This is a genomic window from Longispora albida DSM 44784, from assembly GCF_000379825.1.
Classification (GTDB): Bacteria; Actinomycetota; Actinomycetes; order Mycobacteriales; family Micromonosporaceae; genus Longispora; species Longispora albida.
The window spans coordinates 234,395-253,633 of sequence record NZ_KB903838.1; the positions used below are offsets into that span (position 1 = coordinate 234,395).

Here is a 19,239-nt window from a genome sequence, read left to right on the forward strand (position 1 = left end):
CGGTCTGTCCTGGCAAACCGGAAGGAGCGCGGAATGCAGATCAAGGTCAACGGCATCGAGTTGTACGCGGAGACTCTCGGGAACCCATCGGATCCGCCGATACTGCTGATCGGCGTCACCACGCTGAGCTGGCCGTCGGGGTTGTGCACGGCGCTGACCGGCCGGTACGTGGTGCGCTACGACCTGCGCGACACCGGCCAGTCGACGTTCACCGACCCGGGCGCGCCCGTCTACGACCTGCGCGACCTGGTAACCGACGCGTCGGAACTCGTGGCGGCGCTGAACCTCGGGCGCACGCACGTGGCGGGGATGGGCGTCGGCGGCTTCATCGCGCAGCTACTCGCGCTCGACCATCCGGACCAGGTCGCATCGCTGACTCTGGTCTCCACGCGCCCGGTCGCCCCCGGCCCGGCCGATCCCGACCTGCCGGCCCACGCGCCGGAGGTGATGGAGCAGCTCTTCGGACGCCCAGCGCCGGACTGGACGCATCGGGAGAGCGTGGTCGGCTACATGACCGGTTCCGCACGACTGCTCTCCGGATCGAAAGGTTTCAACGAACAGGACGTACGGGCGACGGCCGGGGCCATCTTCGACCGGGCGGAACCCACCGCCGAGGCCCAGCGTGCCAGCCACCTCGGTACCGCGTTCGCCGCGATGGACTGCCAGCCCCGATGGCGCGAGCGGCTCGGCGAGATCACCGCGTCGGCCCTCGTGATCCACGGCGACGAGGATCCGTTCTTCCCGCACCACAACGGCGTCGTACTGGCCGCCGAGATCCCGGACGCAACGCTGCTCACCCTCCCCGGCATCGGCCAGGGCCTGCCCCGCGTGACGTGGCCAGCCGTGGCCGGAGCCCTGCTCCGCCACACCTCCGGACATCCGCTCATCGATCCGGCCGCACGCCCGCCATTGCCAGGCTGCGGCACCGGCCGCCGGCCAGATCAGGGAGTACGAGTTCCAGCCAGGCTGGGGCCTGGACCGCGACGCCTGGTGCCAGGGCTCCGACCCCGGCGTGCCGCAGCTCGGCGCTGTCCAGGAAGGAACCACATGATCAGCCGCCGCACACTTCTCGCCACCGGGGCCGGCACCGCCCCGGTGGCCCGGTGCCAGCCGGCATCACGGCGGTGCGCAGCTACGCGGACCCATCATCAGACCACGATGCCGGCGGGGGGAGCGAGGACCAGGACAGAGGGCACCCGCTCAGGAGCGGCGTGCCGCAGCAGGCCGTAGCCGATGCCAGCGATCCCGGTCATCAGGCCGGGGCTGGGCAGCCCGTTCGGAACCCCGCACAGCCAGCCCTCCTCTCCGGCCAGCTCGGCCACCGCCCGCAGCAGCAGCCCGGCCCGGTGGCTGACGGCCTCGTCGCCGAGCGCCCCGGCCGCCGTGGTCAGGAACTCCAGGTTGCCCAGCTCGCCGTGGCACAGCGAGAGGTTGCCGAGCTGTACCTTGTCCGCAGAGCGGGCTGAGTCGTAGTGCGCGAGCGCCGCGTCGAGGGTGAGCCTGAGGTCAGCACTCCGGCCCAGGGCGTGCCGGACCAGGCCGATGCCGGGTGCGCCGTGGCACCAGGCGGTGGCGGCTCCCGGGGCGTCAGCTCCCGGCCGCCGGTCCGACCAGCCAGGCAGCGCCGGGTCGTACAGGCTGTCCTCGTAGGCGATGGCCGCCAGGGACAGCTCGCGGTGCCCGGCGTCCCCGGACAGGGCCGCCGCCCGGGCGAGCGCCAGGGCCATGCCCCCCGAGCCGTGGGAGATGCCGCTCAGCGCCACCTTCTGGAACTGGCCCAGTGGCCAGGCCCCGGCCTCGCTGGTAGCCGCGAGCCGGCCGGCGGCTGCGGCGATCAGGCTCCCAGCTCCCAGCGACCGTGGCAGCGCGGCCAGGGACAGGATTGTGCCGGCTGAGCCCCCGATCAGGTCGAGGACGGAGTCGGACGCGATGGCCTCCGCGAGCAGCGGGGCCACAGCGGTGTAGGTGGCCGCCAGCGCCCCGGTCCCCTGACGGAGCGCCGCCCAGTGCGCGAGGGCGTAGAGCGGGCCGTCGACGCTGCCGGTCATGCCGAGCAGTCCCGCGACCGGCGCTCCGGACTCCAAAGAGGACAGCCCGGTGGCGAGCTGGCCGAACAGCTCCCCGGCCACGTCACTGAACCGGGTCTCGCCGCTGACCTCACCCAGGTACGCGAGGAAGAGGGCGATGCCGCTCGTCCCCGAGTACAGGTCATTGCCGACCGGGGCGATCCGCCACTGCTCGTCGTTGTACTGCATCCCCAGCCACCCGGTCGCTCCCGGCACCCGCACCGCCTGCCGGAGCAGGTCGTCCCCGGCCCGGACGGCGAGCTCCACCAGCTGGCCAGCGGGTACGGAGGTGGCGGGCCAGGGCCGGACCCTGGAGGGCCAGAGCGGGCGGCTGGCATCCAGCCCGGCGACGGACAGGGCTGCCCGGATCGTCCACAGCTGACGGCCGAGACCAGCCTCGTCCAGCTCCGCGGCCCGGGCCTGGACCATCCCCAGGCCGCTGTCGCCGAGCGCTCCCGGGATGACAGCCCCGTCGCCGCCCGTGACAGCGGTACCGGTGGCCTGCGCGTGGAAGATCGGCACATCGCCGGCCGTGAGCTGGGCCAGCTCGCTGGCGATGACCGCCCGCTCGGCCGCCGAGGGGCTGGCCGCACCGCTGAAACAGGACCTCAGGTACGCCGCGCGGGCCTGCGGCTCGTGGAGCAGGTCGGGATGGTAGCTCTGGTCGAGCAGATCGGAGTAGATCTGCGTCGAGCGGAACAGCACGCGGACCCGGGCGGGGGAGAACCGCTCCAGTTCCCCTGCCAGCTCGGCGCGGTGGGTGGCGAGCAGCAGATACATCTCCTCGAAGCCCGCCTCGAACTCGCCGGCGTGGTCCCGGACGCTGACCCGGCCGCCGCCGGTGACCGGCAGGTTGTCGCTGACGCCCATCTCGACCCGGCGGTGCACGATCCGCATCTCGTCGGTGCCGACCGCGTCCCAGGTCAGCACCTCGCCCTCGCTCAGCTCCCCGCCGTGGGACATCCCGCTCACGTCCGAGCCTGCCGGGCCGGGACGGGGCAGCAGGCCGGTCGCCAGCACCGTCGAGTTCACCAGGCGCTGGGCGAGCGCTGCCGGGCCGGAACCCGCGCCGGCGGCCTCGGCGTGCAGCAGCCCTTCGAGGTCCACCAGGTGCGGGTGCTCGCCGCTGGCGATCAGATTCTCGCGGTGGAAGTCGCGGGCGTGCAGCAGATGCAGCAGCGCCAGCTGGCCGCCCTGCCTGCGGTAGAAACGGCGCAGCTCCAGCTCACTGGCGCAGGGCGCAGCCGGGGCGAACTCCATCCAGCCATGGTCATCTCGCGGCAGTACCCACAGGGTGGCCAGGCCCGGGCGGAAGCCCTTGGCTGTGACCCAGGCGAGGAGGCGCTGGAAACTCTCGTCCACGGCCAGCGACCGTGGCTTGTAGACGACCTGGGTGCCGTCGCCGAACTCGACGAACCCCACGCTGCGCCCGCCCCGGTGCTGGTCTCCGAGTTCGAACCGCACCTGCCGGATGGCCGTGACATCCGTACCCGGCAGCCGTCCGGCCAGCGCCCCGAGGCCTGCGAGCAGGTGGGTGGCGAACTCTTCACGGGCCACGGCCCAGGAACGCAGGAGACGCCCGCACTCGGTGGCCGCCTGCGGGTATCGCTCCCAGATCTCCGCCCCCGCCTGCCCGGAGGCCAGCAGCCGGCCGTACTCGTGGAAACGCCCCTCCGGGGTGCCAGCCGTGAGCCGGCCCTCCATCCGGGCGATGTGCATCTCCAGCACGAGCGGCCGCAGGACCACCCTGGCCAGGGCGGCACGGGGCCAGGTCGCGCCGAGGATCGCGGCCAGCGCCTCAGGGTCGGTGGCACTGCCGGACGCCAGCGCCCGGATCCGCCCGGCAAGCGCGGCGGTGGCTTCCTCGACCAGCGGCCGCAGCACGGTGAACAGGCCGGTGGGTTCGGCGGGCTGGTACGCGTGGGTCTCACTCAAGACTGGGCCTCCCCGCCCTGGGGTGTGGCGGCCACCAGGCCGCCACACCGTCTACAAGGGACTAGCTGCGGCTGGTTACCAGGCGCAGCAAGGCCAGGTGCAGGCGAAGCTGATCAGGCAGCCGGCCGGGGAGAGGATGCTCACCACGGCGCTCTCGCCGCTGGTGATCTCGCCGACGTTGACCGCGCGCAGCTCGCCGATCGGGCTGGCGGGCAGGGTTTCCAGCTCGTCCATGCCGAGTGAGGCACGGAAGGCCGGGTCACGCCAGATCTGCGCGACGTCGATATCAGTGGATTCCAGAAGGGCGGTCATGCTGAACCTCCATACATGGATTCGGTACAGCAGGTCCGCAGGGAAGCTGGGCCGCCGGGACGTGGTGGCGAGGGCCGGCAGACTGCAAAAGCGCAGGCTCAGCCGCCCCTGGGTGTTCGGAAGCTCCCCCGTGGAGTCTGCCGCGACGGTAGGTATCCGCCGCAGTCGAACTCTAGCCACGCCCGCGAAGGATCGACAACCATGATCCAGGAACGATGTGACTACGATCGTCCGATGAGGAACGACAACGGGGGCGCTGGTGCAGTTCGATGACGTGTGGCTGAGGTACTCACCAGGCGAGCCCTGGGTGCTCGGCGGGGTGACGGCGACGTTCGGGCCCGGCGAGGTGATCGTGGTCTGCGGGCGCAACGGCGAGGGTAAGTCCACTATGCTCCAGGCTGCGGCCGGCCTGCTCCGCCCGGCTCGCGGCCGGATCACCGACCGCCCGGCCGTGATCGGCTGGGTGCCCGACCAGTTACCGGCCGGGCAGCCGTTCACCGTGGGGGAGTACCTGACCCACATGGGCCGGGTGCGCGGCCTGCGGTCAGTGCCGGTCGTGGCCTGGGCTGAGCGGCTGCATCTCACGCAGTTCCTCGGGGTACGGCTCACCGCGCTGTCCAAGGGCACCGCCCGTAAGGTCTGCCTGGTGCAGGGCCTGCTCGCCCCGCCGGACCTGCTGATCCTGGACGAGCCGTGGGACGGGCTCGACACCCAGGCCAGGGAGGAGATTCCCGCGATCATCGCAGAGGTCGCGGAACGGGGCGGCACCGTCCTGGTCAGCGACCATCGGGGCGAGGCTGTCCGGCTACCCGGTGCCCGTGGCCTGCTGATCGAGGGCGGCGGCGCCCGGTTCTTCGCGCTGCCCGGTGCGGGCGGGCGCAGCGTTGTGGAGGTCACTGTGGCCGAGGAACGGCTGCCGGAGACGATGGCGCTGCTGCGCGCCGCCGGCCACCACGACATCCAGGTGCGTGCCCGGTGACCGCGCTGGTCCGCATGCGGCTGATCAGCTTCGTTCGCAGCCAGCGCGGCCTGATCGCGCCAGCCGGCGTCCTGCTGCTGCTCGCGGCGTTGCAGGCAGGCGGCCAAGGACAGGCAGCCGAGGTCTACGGCCTGTCAGCCATGATTCTCTTCCCGGTACTGGCGGTGCAGGCCAAACTGTTTCTCGACACCGAGCCGGACGGGCAGCGGGGACTGGCGGCGGTTGCGCTGGGTTCACAGGTCAGGGAGGTGACGGCCGGGCTGCTCGCCGCGGCGGCCGCCATGCTGCCGGTGATGGGAGCCTCCCTGCTCCTGCCCTGGCTGGTCGGCGGAATCCGTGCCGGGGACCTGAGCCCGCGGTCGGTGGCGGTGGGAGCCTGGGCGCACCTCGTCCTGGCACCGGCGGCGCTGGCCATCGGGGCCTGGGCCAGCCGGGTGGTGACGAAGGCCGCCGGGCCGGGCGCTCTGCTGCTGACCGGCAGCGTGATCCTCGCGGCGGTGCTGGACCAGCGCTGGTCACCGGTGCCGTGGCTGGTGCCGCCGATGCTCAGCGTGCCGCGTGCCCTGTACGAGAACAGCGGCGCCGCCGGACTGCTCCTCATCACGGTGCTCGCCCTCGCCTGGTCCACTGTGGCCATCGGCGCGTACTACTTCTACCGCAGCCGGCGATAGAGGTCCCGGCAGGACGGCCTCTAACTGACCGCCCTGCGCTGGAAGCCACGGAGGCCGGTGGCCGTGAGGACGGCCCCGGCCACGGCGAGCACCGCGACGCAGACCATCGGGGACATGTGCGGTACGCCCGGCACGAGGGCACCCCGGACACCCTCCGAGAGGTAGGTGAGCGGATTACAGGCCGTGATCACCTGGAACCAGGGCATCGTGTCCAGTGCCTTCCACGGGTACTGGGTCGCGCCGGTGAACATCATCGGGGTCATCACCGCCCCGAAGGCCAGGCCGACCCGGGCCGGTGGCAGCCAGGTGCCGAGGTTCAGGCCGATCGCCGCCCCGGTCAGCCCGCCGAGCAGCAGGACGAGGACCAGCACCGGCAGCCCGGCGGCCCGCCACGGGGCCGACCCCAGCACCAGCGCGCCCACCGGGAACATCAGCACGGCGGACAGCAGCGAGCGGATCAGCGCGATCAGCAGCTTCTCCACCGCGACCAGCGCCGTGGGCAGCGGGGCCATCAGCCGGTCCTCGATCTCCCGGCTGTAGGAGAATTCGACCACCAGCGGCAGTGCGACGCTCTGGAGTGCGGTGATGAAGGCCGTCAGCGCCACCATGCCGGGCAGGAGCAGGTCCCCGAAGTCCGCGGAGACGTACCCGGTGCTGCCGAGCACCTTGGCGAACACGAAGAGGATGAACAACGGCTGCACGGCGACCTGGAACAGGAAGGCCCAGAACTCCTTGCCGGTGACGAACAGATCGCGCCACAGGATCGCCAGGAAAGCCCGCCCGGTCACCGCAGCCCCCGCCCGGTCAGGCCGATGAAGACATCCTCCAGGCTGGACCGGCCGACCTGCACCCCTGCCAGGGCGGCACCGCGCGCGGCGACCAGCTCCGCCACGGGGGAGAGCACGCCGGGGGCCTCCGTCTTCAGGTACAGGCGGAACTGGTTGTTCTTGATTTTCGTACTGCTCTCCACTCCCGGGACGGTGGCAAGCGCCTCGCACAGCTCCCCGTCCGGGCCCGTGACCGTGATGTCCAGAGTGGACTGGGCTGTGGTGGACCGGCCAAGCTCGGCCGGAGTGCCGAGTGCGAGCAGCTTCCCGTGATCGACGATGCCCACCCGGTCGGACATCTCCTCCGCCTCCGCCATGTCGTGCGTCGTGAGCACGACCGTGAGGCCGCGGCCGCGCAGCTGCCTGACCCGCTCCCAGAGAAAGAGCCGGGACTGCGGGTCGAGCCCGGCGGTCGGCTCGTCAAGGAAAAGTATCCGGGGCTCGTGCATGAGCGCTCGGGCGATCATCACCCGCTGGGCCATGCCGCCGGAGAACTGGTCGAGCTTGCCATCCGCCCTGGCCTCCAGGCCGAACTCGTCCAGCAGGCGCGCCGCCCGCTCCTTGCGCACCGCCCTCGGCACGCCGTGGTAGGCGGCGTGGAAGAGCAGGTTCTGCCTCGGAGTGAGTGAGCGGTCCAGGTTGCCCAGCTGCGGTACGACGGCGAGAAGCTGCCGTGCCCTGGCCGGTTCGGCGACCACGTCGACTCCCGCGACCCGCACGCTGCCAGCAGTGGGCCGGACCCGGGTGGTCAGCACGCCGATCGTGGTGGACTTACCCGCGCCGTTGGGCCCCAGCAGTCCGAAGATCTCACCCGGGCTGACCTCGAAGGACAGCCCCGCCACGGCATCGGCGTCCTGTCTCGGATAGCGTTTGACCAGATCTGTGACGATCACCGTCGATTCCCCCATCGGGCGAGCGTAGCCCGTGGACGTATGACGTTCCACCCCGGACAGACGGAGCCGTCCTCGTGCCGGGCGGCGGTGTGCCCGGCCCGTACCACCTCGGCTCGCCGGTCCTGGAGCGCGGTGAGGACCCGCCCTGGTGATCCACGCACGTCCATGCGACAGTCGCACCAGCCCTTGTGCCGCTACGGTCCGGTGTCGCGAGAGGAGAGCTACATGTCGGCTGGCGCCTATCTGGTGGCCTACCTGGCGTACTCGGTTCTGATGAGTGCCTGCCTGGTCATGGCCCTGCTCTACTCGGCGACCGGTGCCCAGGCTTTCAGTCATCGCGTGTACACGGCCCTGACCACCAGGATCGACGAGCTGAACTCCGGTCAGGCCGGCCGTGCCCACGCGGCAGGCGGATCCCTGCTGGTCACCGTCCTCCTGCGGTGGGGGCCGCGCCGGGGCGACCTTCTGTGGGCACGCGGGGTGCACAACCGCGCCGGACGCACGGCCGACCTCGCCGAGCGGGAGATGGGCTACAGGTCGCTGCTCCTGGCCAACGCCGACGACGACCCGCGGACGAAACGTCTGAGGCTCGCGCTGCAAGAGGGGGACGTCGCGAAGGGGGCCGAGGGTCGCGGCGCGAGGTACGCCGTCGATCTGGAGGCGCGCATCCACACAGCAGGTTCCTACCCGGAACTGCGCTGGTTGCAGTGGAAGAGCCGGTGGGTCCGGCTCCAGTTGCTGGCGGAGGCGGTACGCGCGCCCGACATGAAGGCCCGCTGGATTCCTTTCAGCTCCCGGTTCCTCGACTACCTTGGCCGTGGCGGCGCCTGTGGGCTCGTCGTCGCGTCGGCCATCGGCGGAAGCCGCGTGGACATGAACGGGTGGTCGGCCTGGATCAGCTACGTCAGCGTCGTGGGCGGGGCGATCGGCTCGGTCTGCTTCTGCCTCGTCTCGATCCGCGACATCGCCAGCGCTGGCATCCTGCCGGACAACGCCTTCAACCGCTGGGTGGGCCGGTACCCGTTAGTGGCCGCGGTGCTGTTCCCGGCCGCCGTCGCGCTGCTCCTCGCCTTCGTGAAGAACTTCGAGCGCTAGTGCGCCCGTTTTCCCCGTCCGGGCAGCTCTCTGAATGGATGTGGTGCGACCCCGGCCGTTGCTAGCCACGTTCAACCAGCCCGGAAATCGTTATACCGTAAGGATTTCCGGGCCCGGCAGGCCGTGGACTTCATGCCGGTCTTCGCGGTGAGCCGGACCCCGAAATGAGTACCGAAGGGCCCCGGCGCGAAAGCTCTAACGGCCGGTGAGTGGCTGTTCGATGTCCGGTCCTCCGGTGTGCGGATGGGGGACGTAGCCGGGTTGCGGGCTGGGTAGCGCCGCGACGCAGTCCGCCGAGCAGGCGTTCACGAGAAGTGGCAGCACGTCGGTGCCTATCCGGTAGGAGATCCACACCTGCTGGACCTGCGCACCGGCCGGCCCTGAGCAGACGCTGCACTCGCGGATGGTCTCGGCGCCCCAGACGCCGGGGTCAAGCGCTGTTCTGCTGTCGGTGACAGCCGGCAATAGCGGAAACTGCGGCCGGTACTTGTAGTTGCCGTAGATTGCCCGAGTGCTCACCCGGCTGCTGTTGAGCTTCGGGCAGCGGGAGTCCCAGGTGCGTGACTGCGGTGAGTTTCGCGATCGTCGGAGGCAGAGTGATCACCTCCTTGCGCTCGGCGGCGCTGAATCCTGCGAAAGGGGTGAACTCCGTGCGCCCGTCTGCGGCTGTTTCCTCGATCAGGTCAAGAAGCCGCAGCCAGCCAGCTGCCTGGGTGTTCTGCTGGTCCGGGTGGAAGCAGACCTTCCGTTGCCGGGTACGGTCCGGAGGGTGCAGGCACCGGCAGGGATCCCAGGGCGACCCGGCCGGCCTCTCGGCCGGCTGTGGTAACCGTGGCGTGTTCTCATCCTTCGGCATCCCGGGAGCCTATCGAGCGCGAGGTCCTGGACATCCAACGCGACTCGTTGCCAGGACCCGTCCGTATCCAGTTGTGGGAGTACACGGGCATCGCTGGGCGTGGAGGTGAGGCATGATCGTCGGTGGTCAGGATCGTTGTGCTGGAGGGGTCATGAGTCTGTTCGATGGCACGGCCGACTTCTATCAGCGGTTCCGCTCAGGCGTCCCGGAGGAACTGGCCGCGATCCTGGACGCGGCGGCGGCTCCGGGCGAGCCTCGCCGGCTGCTGGACCTGGGCACGGGTACCGGGCTCGTGGTGGATGCGATGGCCGGCCGGTTCGATGAGATCATCGCCGTGGACCCCGATCCGCGCCTGCTGGCGGTCGCCGAGGCCACGGCGCGTCCGGCGATGCGGGCCGGTACGTCGCTGACGTTCACATGCGCCACGGCCGAGGAGTTCCGGCCGCCGGCCGGCTGGCAGGCGGACCTGGTCACGATCTGCCGGGCGTTCCACTGGATGGACCAGCCCGCTGTCCTCGACGTCCTCAGTACCTGCGTCGCCCCGGACGGCGCCGTGGCCATCGCCGGCGATCGGAGCCTGTGGAGGTCGGCGACCCCGTGGAAGGTAGCCATCCGCGAGGTGGTGCAGGATTTCCCCGGGCCCGCCCGGCGCGCTGGCAACGGGGTGTTCAGCAGCCCCGACCGGCCCTACCTCGACATCCTCGCCGAGTCGGCGTTCAGCGTCGTCGAGGAGATGACCGTGCCGGTACGGCGCACCCGCACCACCGGCAACATCGTCGGCTACCTGCACTCCACCAGCTACGCCGCCCCGCACCTGTTCGGTGACCGCCTCGCCGAATTCGACCAGGCGGTCACCGACCGGCTCTCGGAACTCAGCCCAGACGGCAACTTCGTCGACGAGAACGAGTACTACGTCCTCATCGCCCGCCGCTGACCTGGCGGCCACTGCGGCCACCGGAGAATGGGTGCGGGCCTGCTAGCCGAGGGGTGCGAGGGCGGCGGTTCCTGCCGGTTCGATGCCCTCTGCGAGGTTCGGCGTAGCCGCGCGCCGCGCCAGGCGAAGTGCACGCATGCGCCGGGCGACCCGGTCTCGCGCGGCCTGCCGCCACGAAGCCCAGCGCTCCAGCAACTCGCTCGGCGCACGGTGGGACGCGACCATCCGCAGCGACGAGGGAATGTCATCCGCCAGCACAGCGGGCTGCTCGAAGGCGTACATCTCGGTTGTCTGCGCACTCATGGTCTTGTCCCCCTCAAACCGCGCATTCAGGAAGCTGATGCCACGCAAACTATCGAGAGAGGTCACCCTGTGGCATCCACACTGGGGTGGAACTCCATCTATAACCAGGGGTGGAGAACAGCCTGCTGACGTGCCGTTGACAACAATCGACAGCGTCAATATCGTTGGCCATCAATATTGTCGACTGGGTGGAGAATATCCGATGTTCAAACGCCCAATGGCCGTTGCGTTGCTGGCAGTCACGACCGCATTGTTCGCTGCGCCCGCCCAGGCGGCGCCGGTTGACCCGCAAGGGCTTGTTGTTGTCGAAACCAAGTTCTACAGCGATGCGACCTACACGGTTCAGGTTGGTTACAAGCTGCTCGATCAGTGCAGCGGGGATGTCGAGACCTGGGGAGTGTCGACGGTCTACAAAACGCAGACCCGGACGTCCTGCACTCCACACTAGATCGCTCTATTGAACGCATCGGGGACCCCGTCAAGAGGTGCCCGATGCGTGTCCTGGGCAGGTTCCTGCTCGGCACGGGGGAGCGGATCCTGGTCGAGGCCAGTCCCCGTGACCGGATCTGGAGCGGGGCCGCAACCTTCTCGGCTTCGCGCTCACGGCAGCACGATCCCAGCTCCGGCCATCGGCTTGAAGCGCGCGCTGGCTGGGGACGGCCGGCGGCGTTCCGGGTACACGATGGGCGTGTGATCTGGGATTGAACTAGGTCGATGGAATGAATGATCCGGGATCATGGCGATGGTCCGGTTGGATATCGATTCCAGTGATAGGGGGCATCTGTCCAATGTGCGCCGGAGGGCGTTGACAGCCTGTCGTCTGGCGGAGATGCTGTGCACCGTCTTTGGTGTTAGTCGAGCGGGGGCTCCATGACGACAAGGCTGGCTTTGCCATGCCCCGATCTGCATGAGGCACGGTCTTTCCTGTACTGATCCCCGCTTGCGTGAACGCCACCCCTCCACCCAAGCGGTCAGGTCAGAAAGGTCTTCTGTGTCCAGAAGTCTATCCAGACGCCCTCATCTTCCATCCCTCCGGAAAGTCCTCACCCTCACCCTGGGCGCCGCCCTGGTCGTGACCCTGCCGGGCGCCCCTCCGGCGCTGGCGGCCGTGGTCGACGCCAAGCCAGCCCAGGCCCAGAAGGAAAAGCCGGTCAGCGGCAGTGGCAGGGCCGGTGCCACCCCCGAGGCAGTGCCTGGCAAACCGTTCCAGGGTGCCGCGCCGGTCTGGCCGGCTCCGGGCGTTGCCGAGGTCAACTTCTCTGCCGACGGTACCCAGACGGCTGGCGCCGCACGGAGCAACACCAAGGCCGGCGCCCTGCCCGTCTGGGTGAGCCCCGTCCGGCAGCCAGCCGGAGTCAAGGCAGCCGGGGCCGACGCGGTGGCAGCCCCGTCAGCCACCGGAGCCCGCGTCGAGGTACTCGACAGGTCCCTGGCCCTCAAGGCCGGCGTGGACGGCCTGTTCCTCCGGGTCAGCGCGCCGGAAGCCCCGGTGAACGCAGCCTCTGCGGACGGGTTCCGCACCGCGGCCCCGGCCAGCACCGGCCCGGTCAGGGTCGACGTCGACTACTCGAAGTTCCGCTGGGCGTACGGCGGCGACTGGGCTGCCCGGCTCAAGCTGGTGAAGCTGCCGGAATGCGCGCTCACCACCCCGGGCAAGCCCGAGTGCCGTGGCACGGAGCTCCCGTCGAAGAACAACACCCGCGACGGCAAGGTCACCGTCGAGCTGCCCTCGGCCTCGACGGCGAAGTCGGCCAAGGGTGTCCAGGCCGCCAGCGCCTCGGGCAGCGGCGGCACGCTGATGGCGTTGTCCGCTGCGCCTTCCGGCGCGTCGGGTGACTTCTCGGCGACATCGCTGACGCCGTCGGCCACCTGGTCGGGTGGCAGCAACTCGGGTGACTTCTCGTGGAGTTATCCGCTGCGTTCGCCGCCAGCGCTGGGCGGGCCCGCTCCGTCGGTCTCGATCGGGTACTCCTCGGCGAGCGTCGACGGGCGGATGGCCGCCTCGAACAACCAGCCGTCGTGGCTGGGCGAGGGCTGGGACTGGGACCCGGGTTCGATCGAGCGCAAGTACCAGGCGTGCTCGGAGGACATGACCAACAGCAACAACAACACCGAGAAGACCGGCGACCAGTGCTGGGCGACCGACAACGCGACGATGTCGATGTCGGGCCACGCCGGCGAGCTGATCAAGGACCCGAACAACGCGAACCGGTGGCACCTGCGCAACGACGACGGCACGTTCGTCGAGCGCCGGACCGGCTCCGGCAACGGGGCGCTGAACGGCGAGTACTGGGTCGCGACGACCACGGACGGCGTGCAGTACTGGTTCGGCAAGTCCGCCCAGTCGACGCTGACCGTGCCGGTGGCTGGCAACAACCCGGGTGAGCCGTGCCGGCAGGCCACGTTCGCCGCGTCGTTCTGCACGCAGGCCTACCGGTGGAACCTGGAGTACGTTGTCGACCTCAACGGCAACACGATGACGTACTTCTACGGCAAGGAAACCGGCAAGTACGCGAAGAACCTGAAGACGGACCAGGACCCGGTCACCTATGACCGCAGCTCCTATGTGGACCGGATCGAGTACGGTACCCGCACGGATGTGGCGGGTGTGCCGTTCACGGTGAAGTTCGACGTCGCCGACCGGTGCGTCACCGCGGCCTGCGGTACGCACGACGCCACGAACTGGCCCGACACTCCGTGGGACCAGGACTGCACGGGCAAGCCGTGCAACAACGTCGCCCCGAGCTTCTGGTCGACCAAGCGTCTCGCGAAGGTCACCACCAAGGTCGGCGCGAACGCTGTCGAGGAATGGACCTTCACCCACTCCTTCGAGGACCCGGGCGACGGTACGCGAGCCGGGCTGTGGCTGAAGAAGATCGGGCACAGGGGCCTGGCAGGCGGCCAGACCACCACCCTGCCCGACGTGACCTTCGCCGGCATCCAGCTCAGCAACCGCGTCGACACCATCGACCACTCCCCGGCGATGAACTGGTGGCGGGTCAAGACCGTCAGCAACGAGTCCGGCGGCAAGCTCGACGTCACCTACTCCGCCCAGGAGTGCGTGGCGAGCAGCAACGTGCCCGACGTCAGCAACCTGCACCTCAACACCAAGCGCTGCTACCCGGTCAAGTGGACCCCGCCGGGCCACACCACCCCGGTCACGGACTTCTTCCACAAGTACCTGGTGACCGACGTCGTCGAGTCCGACCTGGTCGGCGGCGCCACCGCCGTCCGCACGCACTACGACTACCCGGGCACTCCGGCCTGGCACTACTCCGACGACGACGGCATGGTGAAGGCGGAGAACAAGACCTGGTCGGTGTGGCGGGGCTACGGCGCTGTCCAGACCACGAAGGGCGAGGGCGCCGAGCGCACGTTCACCGAGACCCGCTTCTTCCGCGGCATGCACGGTGACAAGTACGGCGCCGGCACCCGCACCGAGGTCATGCCTGCCATCGCCACCGGCGGCATCCCGGCGATCAACGACGAGGACGTGTACGCGGGCATGACCCGTGAGGCGATCGTCTACAACGGGCCGGGCGGCGCCGAGGTCTCGGCAGAGGTCTCGGTTCCGTGGCATTCGGGCGAGACCGCCACCCGCACCCTGAACGGCATCACCGTCAAGGCCCGGTTCACGAACCCGGCCGCCGAGAAGCACACCCGGATCGCGCTCGACGGCGGCCGGGCTCCCCGGACGACGAGCACCGCCACCACCTTCGAGGGCACGTACGGCACCCCGACCGAGGTCGAGGACCGTGGCACCCCGGCGGCCGGCGACGAGCAGTGCACCCTGACCGACTACGCCCGTAACACGGGTGCGGCCTGGCTGACCGGCGCGGTGAAGCGCACCCGGTCGTTCGCCGTGGACTGCACGAAGGCCAAGGCTGGCACCGGCCTGACCGACGCCGACGTGCTGACCGACGAGCTGACCTCCTACGACGGTCTCGCTCACGGCACGGCGCCGACGCGGGGCCAGGTCACCAAGACCGAGACGATGAAGTCCTACAACGCCGGCAGCCCGGTGTACTTCACGACCGGCGAGACCACCTACGACACCCACGGCCGGATCAAGACGGCCAAGGATGTCCGGGGCGGGACGACCACCACCGACTACACCCCGGCCAGCGGTGGCCCGCTGACGGCGAAGACGGAGACCAGCCCGCTCGGCTGGACCTCGTCGGAGACGTTCGACCCGGCCTACGGCCTGCCGATGTCCAAGGTGGACGCCAACGGCCGCAAGCTCGACTTCGCGTACGACGGCCTCGGCCGCCTGATCTCGGTCTGGAAGCCCGGCCGCGACAAGGGCGCGCAGAGCGCGACCATCACGTACGACTACCTGGTCCGCAACGACAAGCCGACGGTGATCACCAGCAAGAAGATCAACCAGGCCGGCAACTACATCGCCACGCACGACCTGTACGACGGCCTGTGGCGCAAGCGGCAGACCCAGAAGCCGGACGCGGCCGGCGGCCCCAACGCCGTCGTGACCGACATCCTCTACGACACCGCAGGCCGTGAGCAGCGGACCAACGACCCGTACCTGGGCACGGCGGTTCCGGGCACCACCCTGTTCATGCCGTCCGAGGTCATCCCCTCGCAGACCGGCAAGGTCTTCGACGGGGCCGGCCGGACCATCGCCGAGGTCATGCGGGTCAGCGCGCCGTCCGGTGGCAGCCACGGTGGCACGGAGAAGTGGCGCACGACGACCTACCACGCCGGTGACCGCACCGACGTGACCCCGCCGAACGGCGGCACGGCCAGCTCGGCGATCGTCGACGCCCACGGCAAGACGGTCGAGTACCGGCAGTACAAGGGCGCGGCTCCGACGCCGGGCACCGCAGGCAGCTACGACTCGACGTTCTACGAGTACAACCGCAAGGACCAGCTCGCCAAGGTCACCGGCCCCTCGGGCCTGGTGTGGACGTACGAGTACGACCTGCTCGGCCGCGCCACCAAGAGCGTCGACCCGGACAAGGGCACCAGCTTCTCGGAGTTCAACGACGCTGGTGACCTGGTCTCCACCACTGACGCCCGCGGCACCAAGCTGGTCACCGGCTACGACGCCATCGGCCGCAAGACCGGCGTCTACAAGGACTCGATCGCGCCGGCCAACAAGCGGGCCGAGTGGGTCTACGACACCATGACGGTGGGCAACCCGGTCAAGGGCCAGCTGGTCAAGGCCACCCGGTACGAGCCGGAGGGCGCGTACAGCCGGGAGAGCACCGGTTTCACGATCGACTACCAGCCGACCCGGGTCGTGCACACGATCCCGGGCACCGAGGTCGGCGGCACGTACACCTACGTGTACACGTACAACCAGGACGGCACCCCGGACACCATCCGGATGCCGCTCGCCGGTGACCTCAAGCTGGAGACGCTGACCTACGGGTACGACGCCCAGGGCCAGCCGTCCACGCTGCGGTCCAAGTACGGCACCAGCCTGGAGACCTCGCTGGTCATGAGCACGTCCTACACCTCCTTCGGGGAACTGGGCGCGTACACCCTCCAGCACAACGGCGGCAACGCCGTGGACGTGGTGAAGAACTACGACACCACGACCCGCAAGCTCAGCCAGATCTGGACCAGCAAGCAGACCGGTCCGACCACGATCTCCGACATCCGGTACGACTACGACGACATCGGCAACGTCAAGCGGTCCGCCGACCTGACGTCCGGTGACGTGCAGTGCTACAAGTCCGACTACCTGCGCCGGACGACGGACGCGTGGACGCCGGCCAACGGAGACTGCAACACCGCACCGGAGAGCGCGACGCTCGGTGGCGCGGCCAAGTACCGGCACGTGTACGAGTACGACAAGGCCGGCAACCGGATCAAGCTCACCGAGTACGAGACGGCGAACGGCACCCGCACGACGTCGTACACGCCGTACCCCGGCAAGAACTCGCTGAAGGAAACCACCTCCACCGAGACGGCCGGCGGCACGAAGACCAGCGCGTGGGCGTACGACGCGATGGGCAACATGAAGTCCCGGCCGACGCCGTCCGACGGCAACCAGACCATGACCTGGGACGCCGAGGGACACCTGGCGAGCAGCTCCGACGGCTCGGGCACCACCACGTACGTCTACGACATCGACGGCAACCGGATCCTCCGCAAGGACCCCAAGGGCACCACGCTGTACCTGCCGGGCCAGGAACTCCGGTACACCTCGGCGACCGGCGCGAAGACGTGCACCCGGTACTACAGCCACGCCAGCACCACGGTCGCCAGCCGGGTCGCAGCGGGCATCACGTGGGTGTCCAGCGACCACCACGGCACCGCGTCGATCACCGTCGACGCGATGACCCAGGCGGTCTCGGCGCGCCTGATGACCCCGTTCGGTACGGAGCGCAAGAAGGACAGCTCCTGGCCGACCTGGCTCGACAAGGGCTTCGTGGGCGGCACGATCGACAACACGGGCCTCACGCACGTCGGAGCCCGCGAGTACGACCCGTCCACCGGCCGCTTCGTGTCCGTCGATCCCGTGATCGACAACAAGGACCCGCAGCAGATGCACGGGTACGCCTACGGCAACAACGCCCCCATGACCTATGTGGACGAGGACGGGCGCTGGGGTCTGCCGAAGTTCGTGAAGAACGTGGCGAGCGCGGTGAAGAACACCGTCTCCAACGCGGTCAGCACGGTCGGCAACGCGGCCAAGGCAGTCGGCAACGCCGCCAAGGCAGCGGGCCAGTGGGTCTACGACAACGCCGGCACCATCTCCACGGTGCTCCAGGTGGCCGCCATAGCCTGCGCGATCATCCCGCCGTTGCAGGCAGCCGCCCCGTTTCTCCAGGCGGCGTCCACGGCAGTCGGCGCGATCGAGACCTTCAAGACCTGTAGCGAGGGCATGTCCCTCGACTGCGCCACAGGCTTGATGGACCTGGTACCTGGCGGCCGAGCCGTCAGCACCCCGGTCAAGGGCGCGAAGGCAGCGGCGAAGGCCGGCCAGAAGAGCGCCGACGACGCCGTGGAAGCGGCGGCCGACGTCGGCGGCGCGGCATGCCCCATCGCTCCGGGTCGCAAGAAACACAGCTTCGACCCGGAAACCCCAGTTCTGATGGCCGACGGCACCAAGGAGCCCATTGGTGACATCGACCTCGGTGACGAGGTCATGGCGACCGACCCAGCCACGGGCGAAACCAAAGCGGAACCGGTCACGATCCTGCACTCCAACCGGGACACCGAACTCACCGAGCTCACCGTCGCGGACGAGAACGGCGAGACCGAAACGCTGAGCACGACTCAGAACCACCCGTTCTGGGATGCCACTAGCGGCGCCTGGGCCGATGCCGGCAAGCTGGTGCCGGGTCGCGAGCTTTACACCATCGATGGCCATCGCATCACTGTCATCGAGGTCCGCAACCACACCGGCAGTAAGCAGATGCGCGACCTCACTGTCGCCAATCTCCACACTTACTATGTCGTTGCGGCAGGCGCCCCGGTCCTTGTTCACAACAACGGCAAGTTCGATCCATGCCGGCCTGGTGATCAGGAGCTCGATTCTGAGCAGGACGCACTGGATGCTGCCTACGACAGAGCCGGGATTCCGCGCGGGACTCAGCCGGACGCCGAATGGGAAGTGGGCAACGATCCGCTCCGGCGTGGCCAGCCGGGCTACCGCTATTCCGAAGACACCGGAGGGCATGGCCGGTACAGGCAGTTCGAGACGGATAATGGCTCCAGGGTCATCGCCCATCACACAAACGACGGTGATCCGCATTTCCACGCCGGGCAGCCGAAGGGCGGAGCCGACCGTGACGGCGTGGACTTTGGATGGGGGACAGGAAAGGATTATGAGAGATATCAGCAGGTAGGTGGAAAGCATCATCTTTACTACAAGATGACTAGGCTACTGGAATGAGCGGTATACCTGCCTTGTCTCGTGATCGTCTGCTGAAGGACGCGGGGCTGGTGAAGCTTGCGGAAACCGAGCTGGCTGGGCCAGTGAGTCCGCTGGCCGCGTGGCGAGCGATAGCCAGCAGCGAAAGCAGGCCCACAGTGGTACTGGGTGATGGCGGCCCAGTACCCGCGACTGAGATCGGCGACTGCTGGGAGGAGCTTGCCCGGCAGCACGGAATCATCGAGAATGACGGATCATTCCTGTTGTCGCCGTCTGGTACGGGCTTCTCGGCGCTGCCCTGGGCAAAGGTGAGATCAGCGGCTGGCTACGCCAGGATGTCGGAGGCTTTGGAGGTCGAGCCGGGCTCGCCAGAGTTCTTGACGATCTCCAGCGACGGTCGGCGACTGTGTGGTGTAACCACCGAAGAGCACGGAATATGGGTCATTTGCTTGGAGCTTGCCTAACTCTGAGCCTTTGAAAATACGAAAGGGGGCGTCGCAGGAGGATAATTCCTCCTGCGACGCC

The 19,239-nt window shown here is 69.1% G+C and carries 14 protein-coding genes; 8 read left to right on the forward strand and 6 right to left on the reverse strand.

The window, feature by feature from the left end; translation table 11 throughout:
- Positions 1-33: 33 nt before the first annotated feature.
- Entirely contained in the window at positions 34-1,230 is a 1,197-nt protein-coding gene (locus A3G1_RS37735) for an alpha/beta fold hydrolase (protein ID WP_018353403.1), read from the forward strand.
- Here the strand turns inward: A3G1_RS37735 and lanM are convergent.
- Both lanM and A3G1_RS0131055 read right to left on the reverse strand, forming a co-directional pair.
- Positions 1,149-4,001 (reverse strand): type 2 lanthipeptide synthetase LanM, encoded by a 2,853-nt coding sequence (gene lanM, locus A3G1_RS0131050; protein WP_018353404.1) that lies wholly within the window; start codon positions 3,999-4,001, stop codon positions 1,149-1,151. The genes A3G1_RS37735 and lanM overlap by 82 nt on opposite strands.
- Positions 4,002-4,076: 75 nt before the next feature.
- Positions 4,077-4,313 carry a mersacidin/lichenicidin family type 2 lantibiotic gene (locus tag A3G1_RS0131055; RefSeq protein WP_018353405.1) on the reverse strand — a complete coding sequence of 79 codons (237 nt, stop codon included), beginning with the start codon at positions 4,311-4,313 and terminating at the stop codon, positions 4,077-4,079.
- A gap of 259 nt (positions 4,314-4,572) precedes the next feature.
- On the opposite strand from A3G1_RS0131055, the gene A3G1_RS0131060 reads away from it, so the two are divergent.
- Together A3G1_RS0131060 and A3G1_RS0131065 are read left to right on the forward strand one after the other, a co-directional pair.
- The gene (locus tag A3G1_RS0131060) at positions 4,573-5,292 is read left to right on the forward strand and encodes an ABC transporter ATP-binding protein (protein WP_018353406.1); all 720 of its coding nucleotides are present in this window, start codon (positions 4,573-4,575) and stop codon (positions 5,290-5,292) included.
- Positions 5,289-5,963 carry a hypothetical protein gene (locus tag A3G1_RS0131065; RefSeq protein WP_018353407.1) on the forward strand — a complete coding sequence of 225 codons (675 nt, stop codon included), beginning with the start codon at positions 5,289-5,291 and terminating at the stop codon, positions 5,961-5,963. Before A3G1_RS0131060 ends, A3G1_RS0131065 begins: the two co-directional genes overlap by 4 nt.
- 20 nt (positions 5,964-5,983) lie before the next feature.
- On the opposite strand, the gene A3G1_RS0131070 is transcribed toward A3G1_RS0131065, so the two are convergent.
- Together A3G1_RS0131070 and A3G1_RS0131075 are read right to left on the reverse strand one after the other, a co-directional pair.
- On the reverse strand, positions 5,984-6,751 hold the full coding sequence (locus A3G1_RS0131070; RefSeq protein ID WP_018353408.1) for an ABC transporter permease: 768 nt from the start codon (positions 6,749-6,751) through the stop codon (positions 5,984-5,986).
- The gene (locus A3G1_RS0131075; RefSeq protein ID WP_018353409.1) at positions 6,748-7,698 is read right to left on the reverse strand and encodes an ABC transporter ATP-binding protein; all 951 of its coding nucleotides are present in this window, start codon (positions 7,696-7,698) and stop codon (positions 6,748-6,750) included. The genes A3G1_RS0131070 and A3G1_RS0131075 overlap by 4 nt, the downstream gene beginning before the upstream one ends.
- A 210-nt stretch (positions 7,699-7,908) precedes the next feature.
- Here A3G1_RS0131075 and A3G1_RS0131080 point away from each other — a divergent pair, with 210 nt between their 5' ends.
- Complete coding sequence (locus A3G1_RS0131080) at positions 7,909-8,778, forward strand: hypothetical protein (protein ID WP_018353410.1); 870 nt, start codon at positions 7,909-7,911, stop codon at positions 8,776-8,778.
- A gap of 195 nt (positions 8,779-8,973) precedes the next feature.
- On the opposite strand, the gene A3G1_RS41555 is transcribed toward A3G1_RS0131080, so the two are convergent.
- The gene (locus A3G1_RS41555) at positions 8,974-9,297 is read right to left on the reverse strand and encodes a hypothetical protein (protein WP_211216413.1); all 324 of its coding nucleotides are present in this window, start codon (positions 9,295-9,297) and stop codon (positions 8,974-8,976) included.
- Positions 9,298-9,785: 488 nt separating this feature from the next.
- Here A3G1_RS41555 and A3G1_RS0131085 point away from each other — a divergent pair, with 488 nt between their 5' ends.
- Positions 9,786-10,568: a class I SAM-dependent methyltransferase gene (locus A3G1_RS0131085; protein ID WP_018353411.1), complete on the forward strand. Its 783-nt coding sequence runs from the start codon at positions 9,786-9,788 to the stop codon at positions 10,566-10,568.
- Positions 10,569-10,610: 42 nt separating this feature from the next.
- Here A3G1_RS0131085 and A3G1_RS0131090 read toward each other — a convergent pair whose 3' ends face one another.
- Entirely contained in the window at positions 10,611-10,871 is a 261-nt protein-coding gene (locus A3G1_RS0131090) for a hypothetical protein (RefSeq protein WP_157641528.1), read from the reverse strand.
- A gap of 130 nt (positions 10,872-11,001) precedes the next feature.
- Between A3G1_RS0131090 and A3G1_RS0131095 the strand changes: the two genes are divergently transcribed.
- The 3 genes from A3G1_RS0131095 to A3G1_RS41040 all read left to right on the forward strand — a co-directional run bounded on the left by A3G1_RS0131095 (position 11,002) and on the right by A3G1_RS41040 (position 19,178).
- Positions 11,002-11,319, forward strand: coding sequence for a DUF6289 family protein (locus A3G1_RS0131095; RefSeq protein WP_157641529.1), 318 nt, complete (start codon positions 11,002-11,004; stop codon positions 11,317-11,319).
- 543 nt (positions 11,320-11,862) lie between these two features.
- Positions 11,863-18,735, forward strand: coding sequence for a polymorphic toxin-type HINT domain-containing protein (locus A3G1_RS37740; RefSeq protein ID WP_245563635.1), 6,873 nt, complete (start codon positions 11,863-11,865; stop codon positions 18,733-18,735).
- Entirely contained in the window at positions 18,732-19,178 is a 447-nt protein-coding gene (locus A3G1_RS41040) for a hypothetical protein (RefSeq protein ID WP_157641531.1), read from the forward strand. Before A3G1_RS37740 ends, A3G1_RS41040 begins: the two co-directional genes overlap by 4 nt.
- Positions 19,179-19,239: the final 61 nt, after the last annotated feature.

Excerpts from the sequence above, each read along its gene's own strand:
- A3G1_RS37735 (WP_018353403.1), top strand. The coding sequence starts at position 34 with ATGCAGATCAAGGTCAACGGCATCGAGTTGTACGCGGAGACTCTCGGG.
- A3G1_RS0131055 (WP_018353405.1), bottom strand. The coding sequence starts at position 4,313 with ATGACCGCCCTTCTGGAATCCACTGATATCGACGTCGCGCAGATCTGG.
- A3G1_RS0131075 (WP_018353409.1), bottom strand. The coding sequence starts at position 7,698 with ATGGGGGAATCGACGGTGATCGTCACAGATCTGGTCAAACGCTATCCG.
- A3G1_RS0131080 (WP_018353410.1), top strand. The coding sequence starts at position 7,909 with ATGTCGGCTGGCGCCTATCTGGTGGCCTACCTGGCGTACTCGGTTCTG.
- A3G1_RS0131085 (WP_018353411.1), top strand. The coding sequence starts at position 9,786 with ATGAGTCTGTTCGATGGCACGGCCGACTTCTATCAGCGGTTCCGCTCA.
- A3G1_RS0131090 (WP_157641528.1), bottom strand. The coding sequence starts at position 10,871 with ATGAGTGCGCAGACAACCGAGATGTACGCCTTCGAGCAGCCCGCTGTG.
- A3G1_RS41040 (WP_157641531.1), top strand. The coding sequence starts at position 18,732 with ATGAGCGGTATACCTGCCTTGTCTCGTGATCGTCTGCTGAAGGACGCG.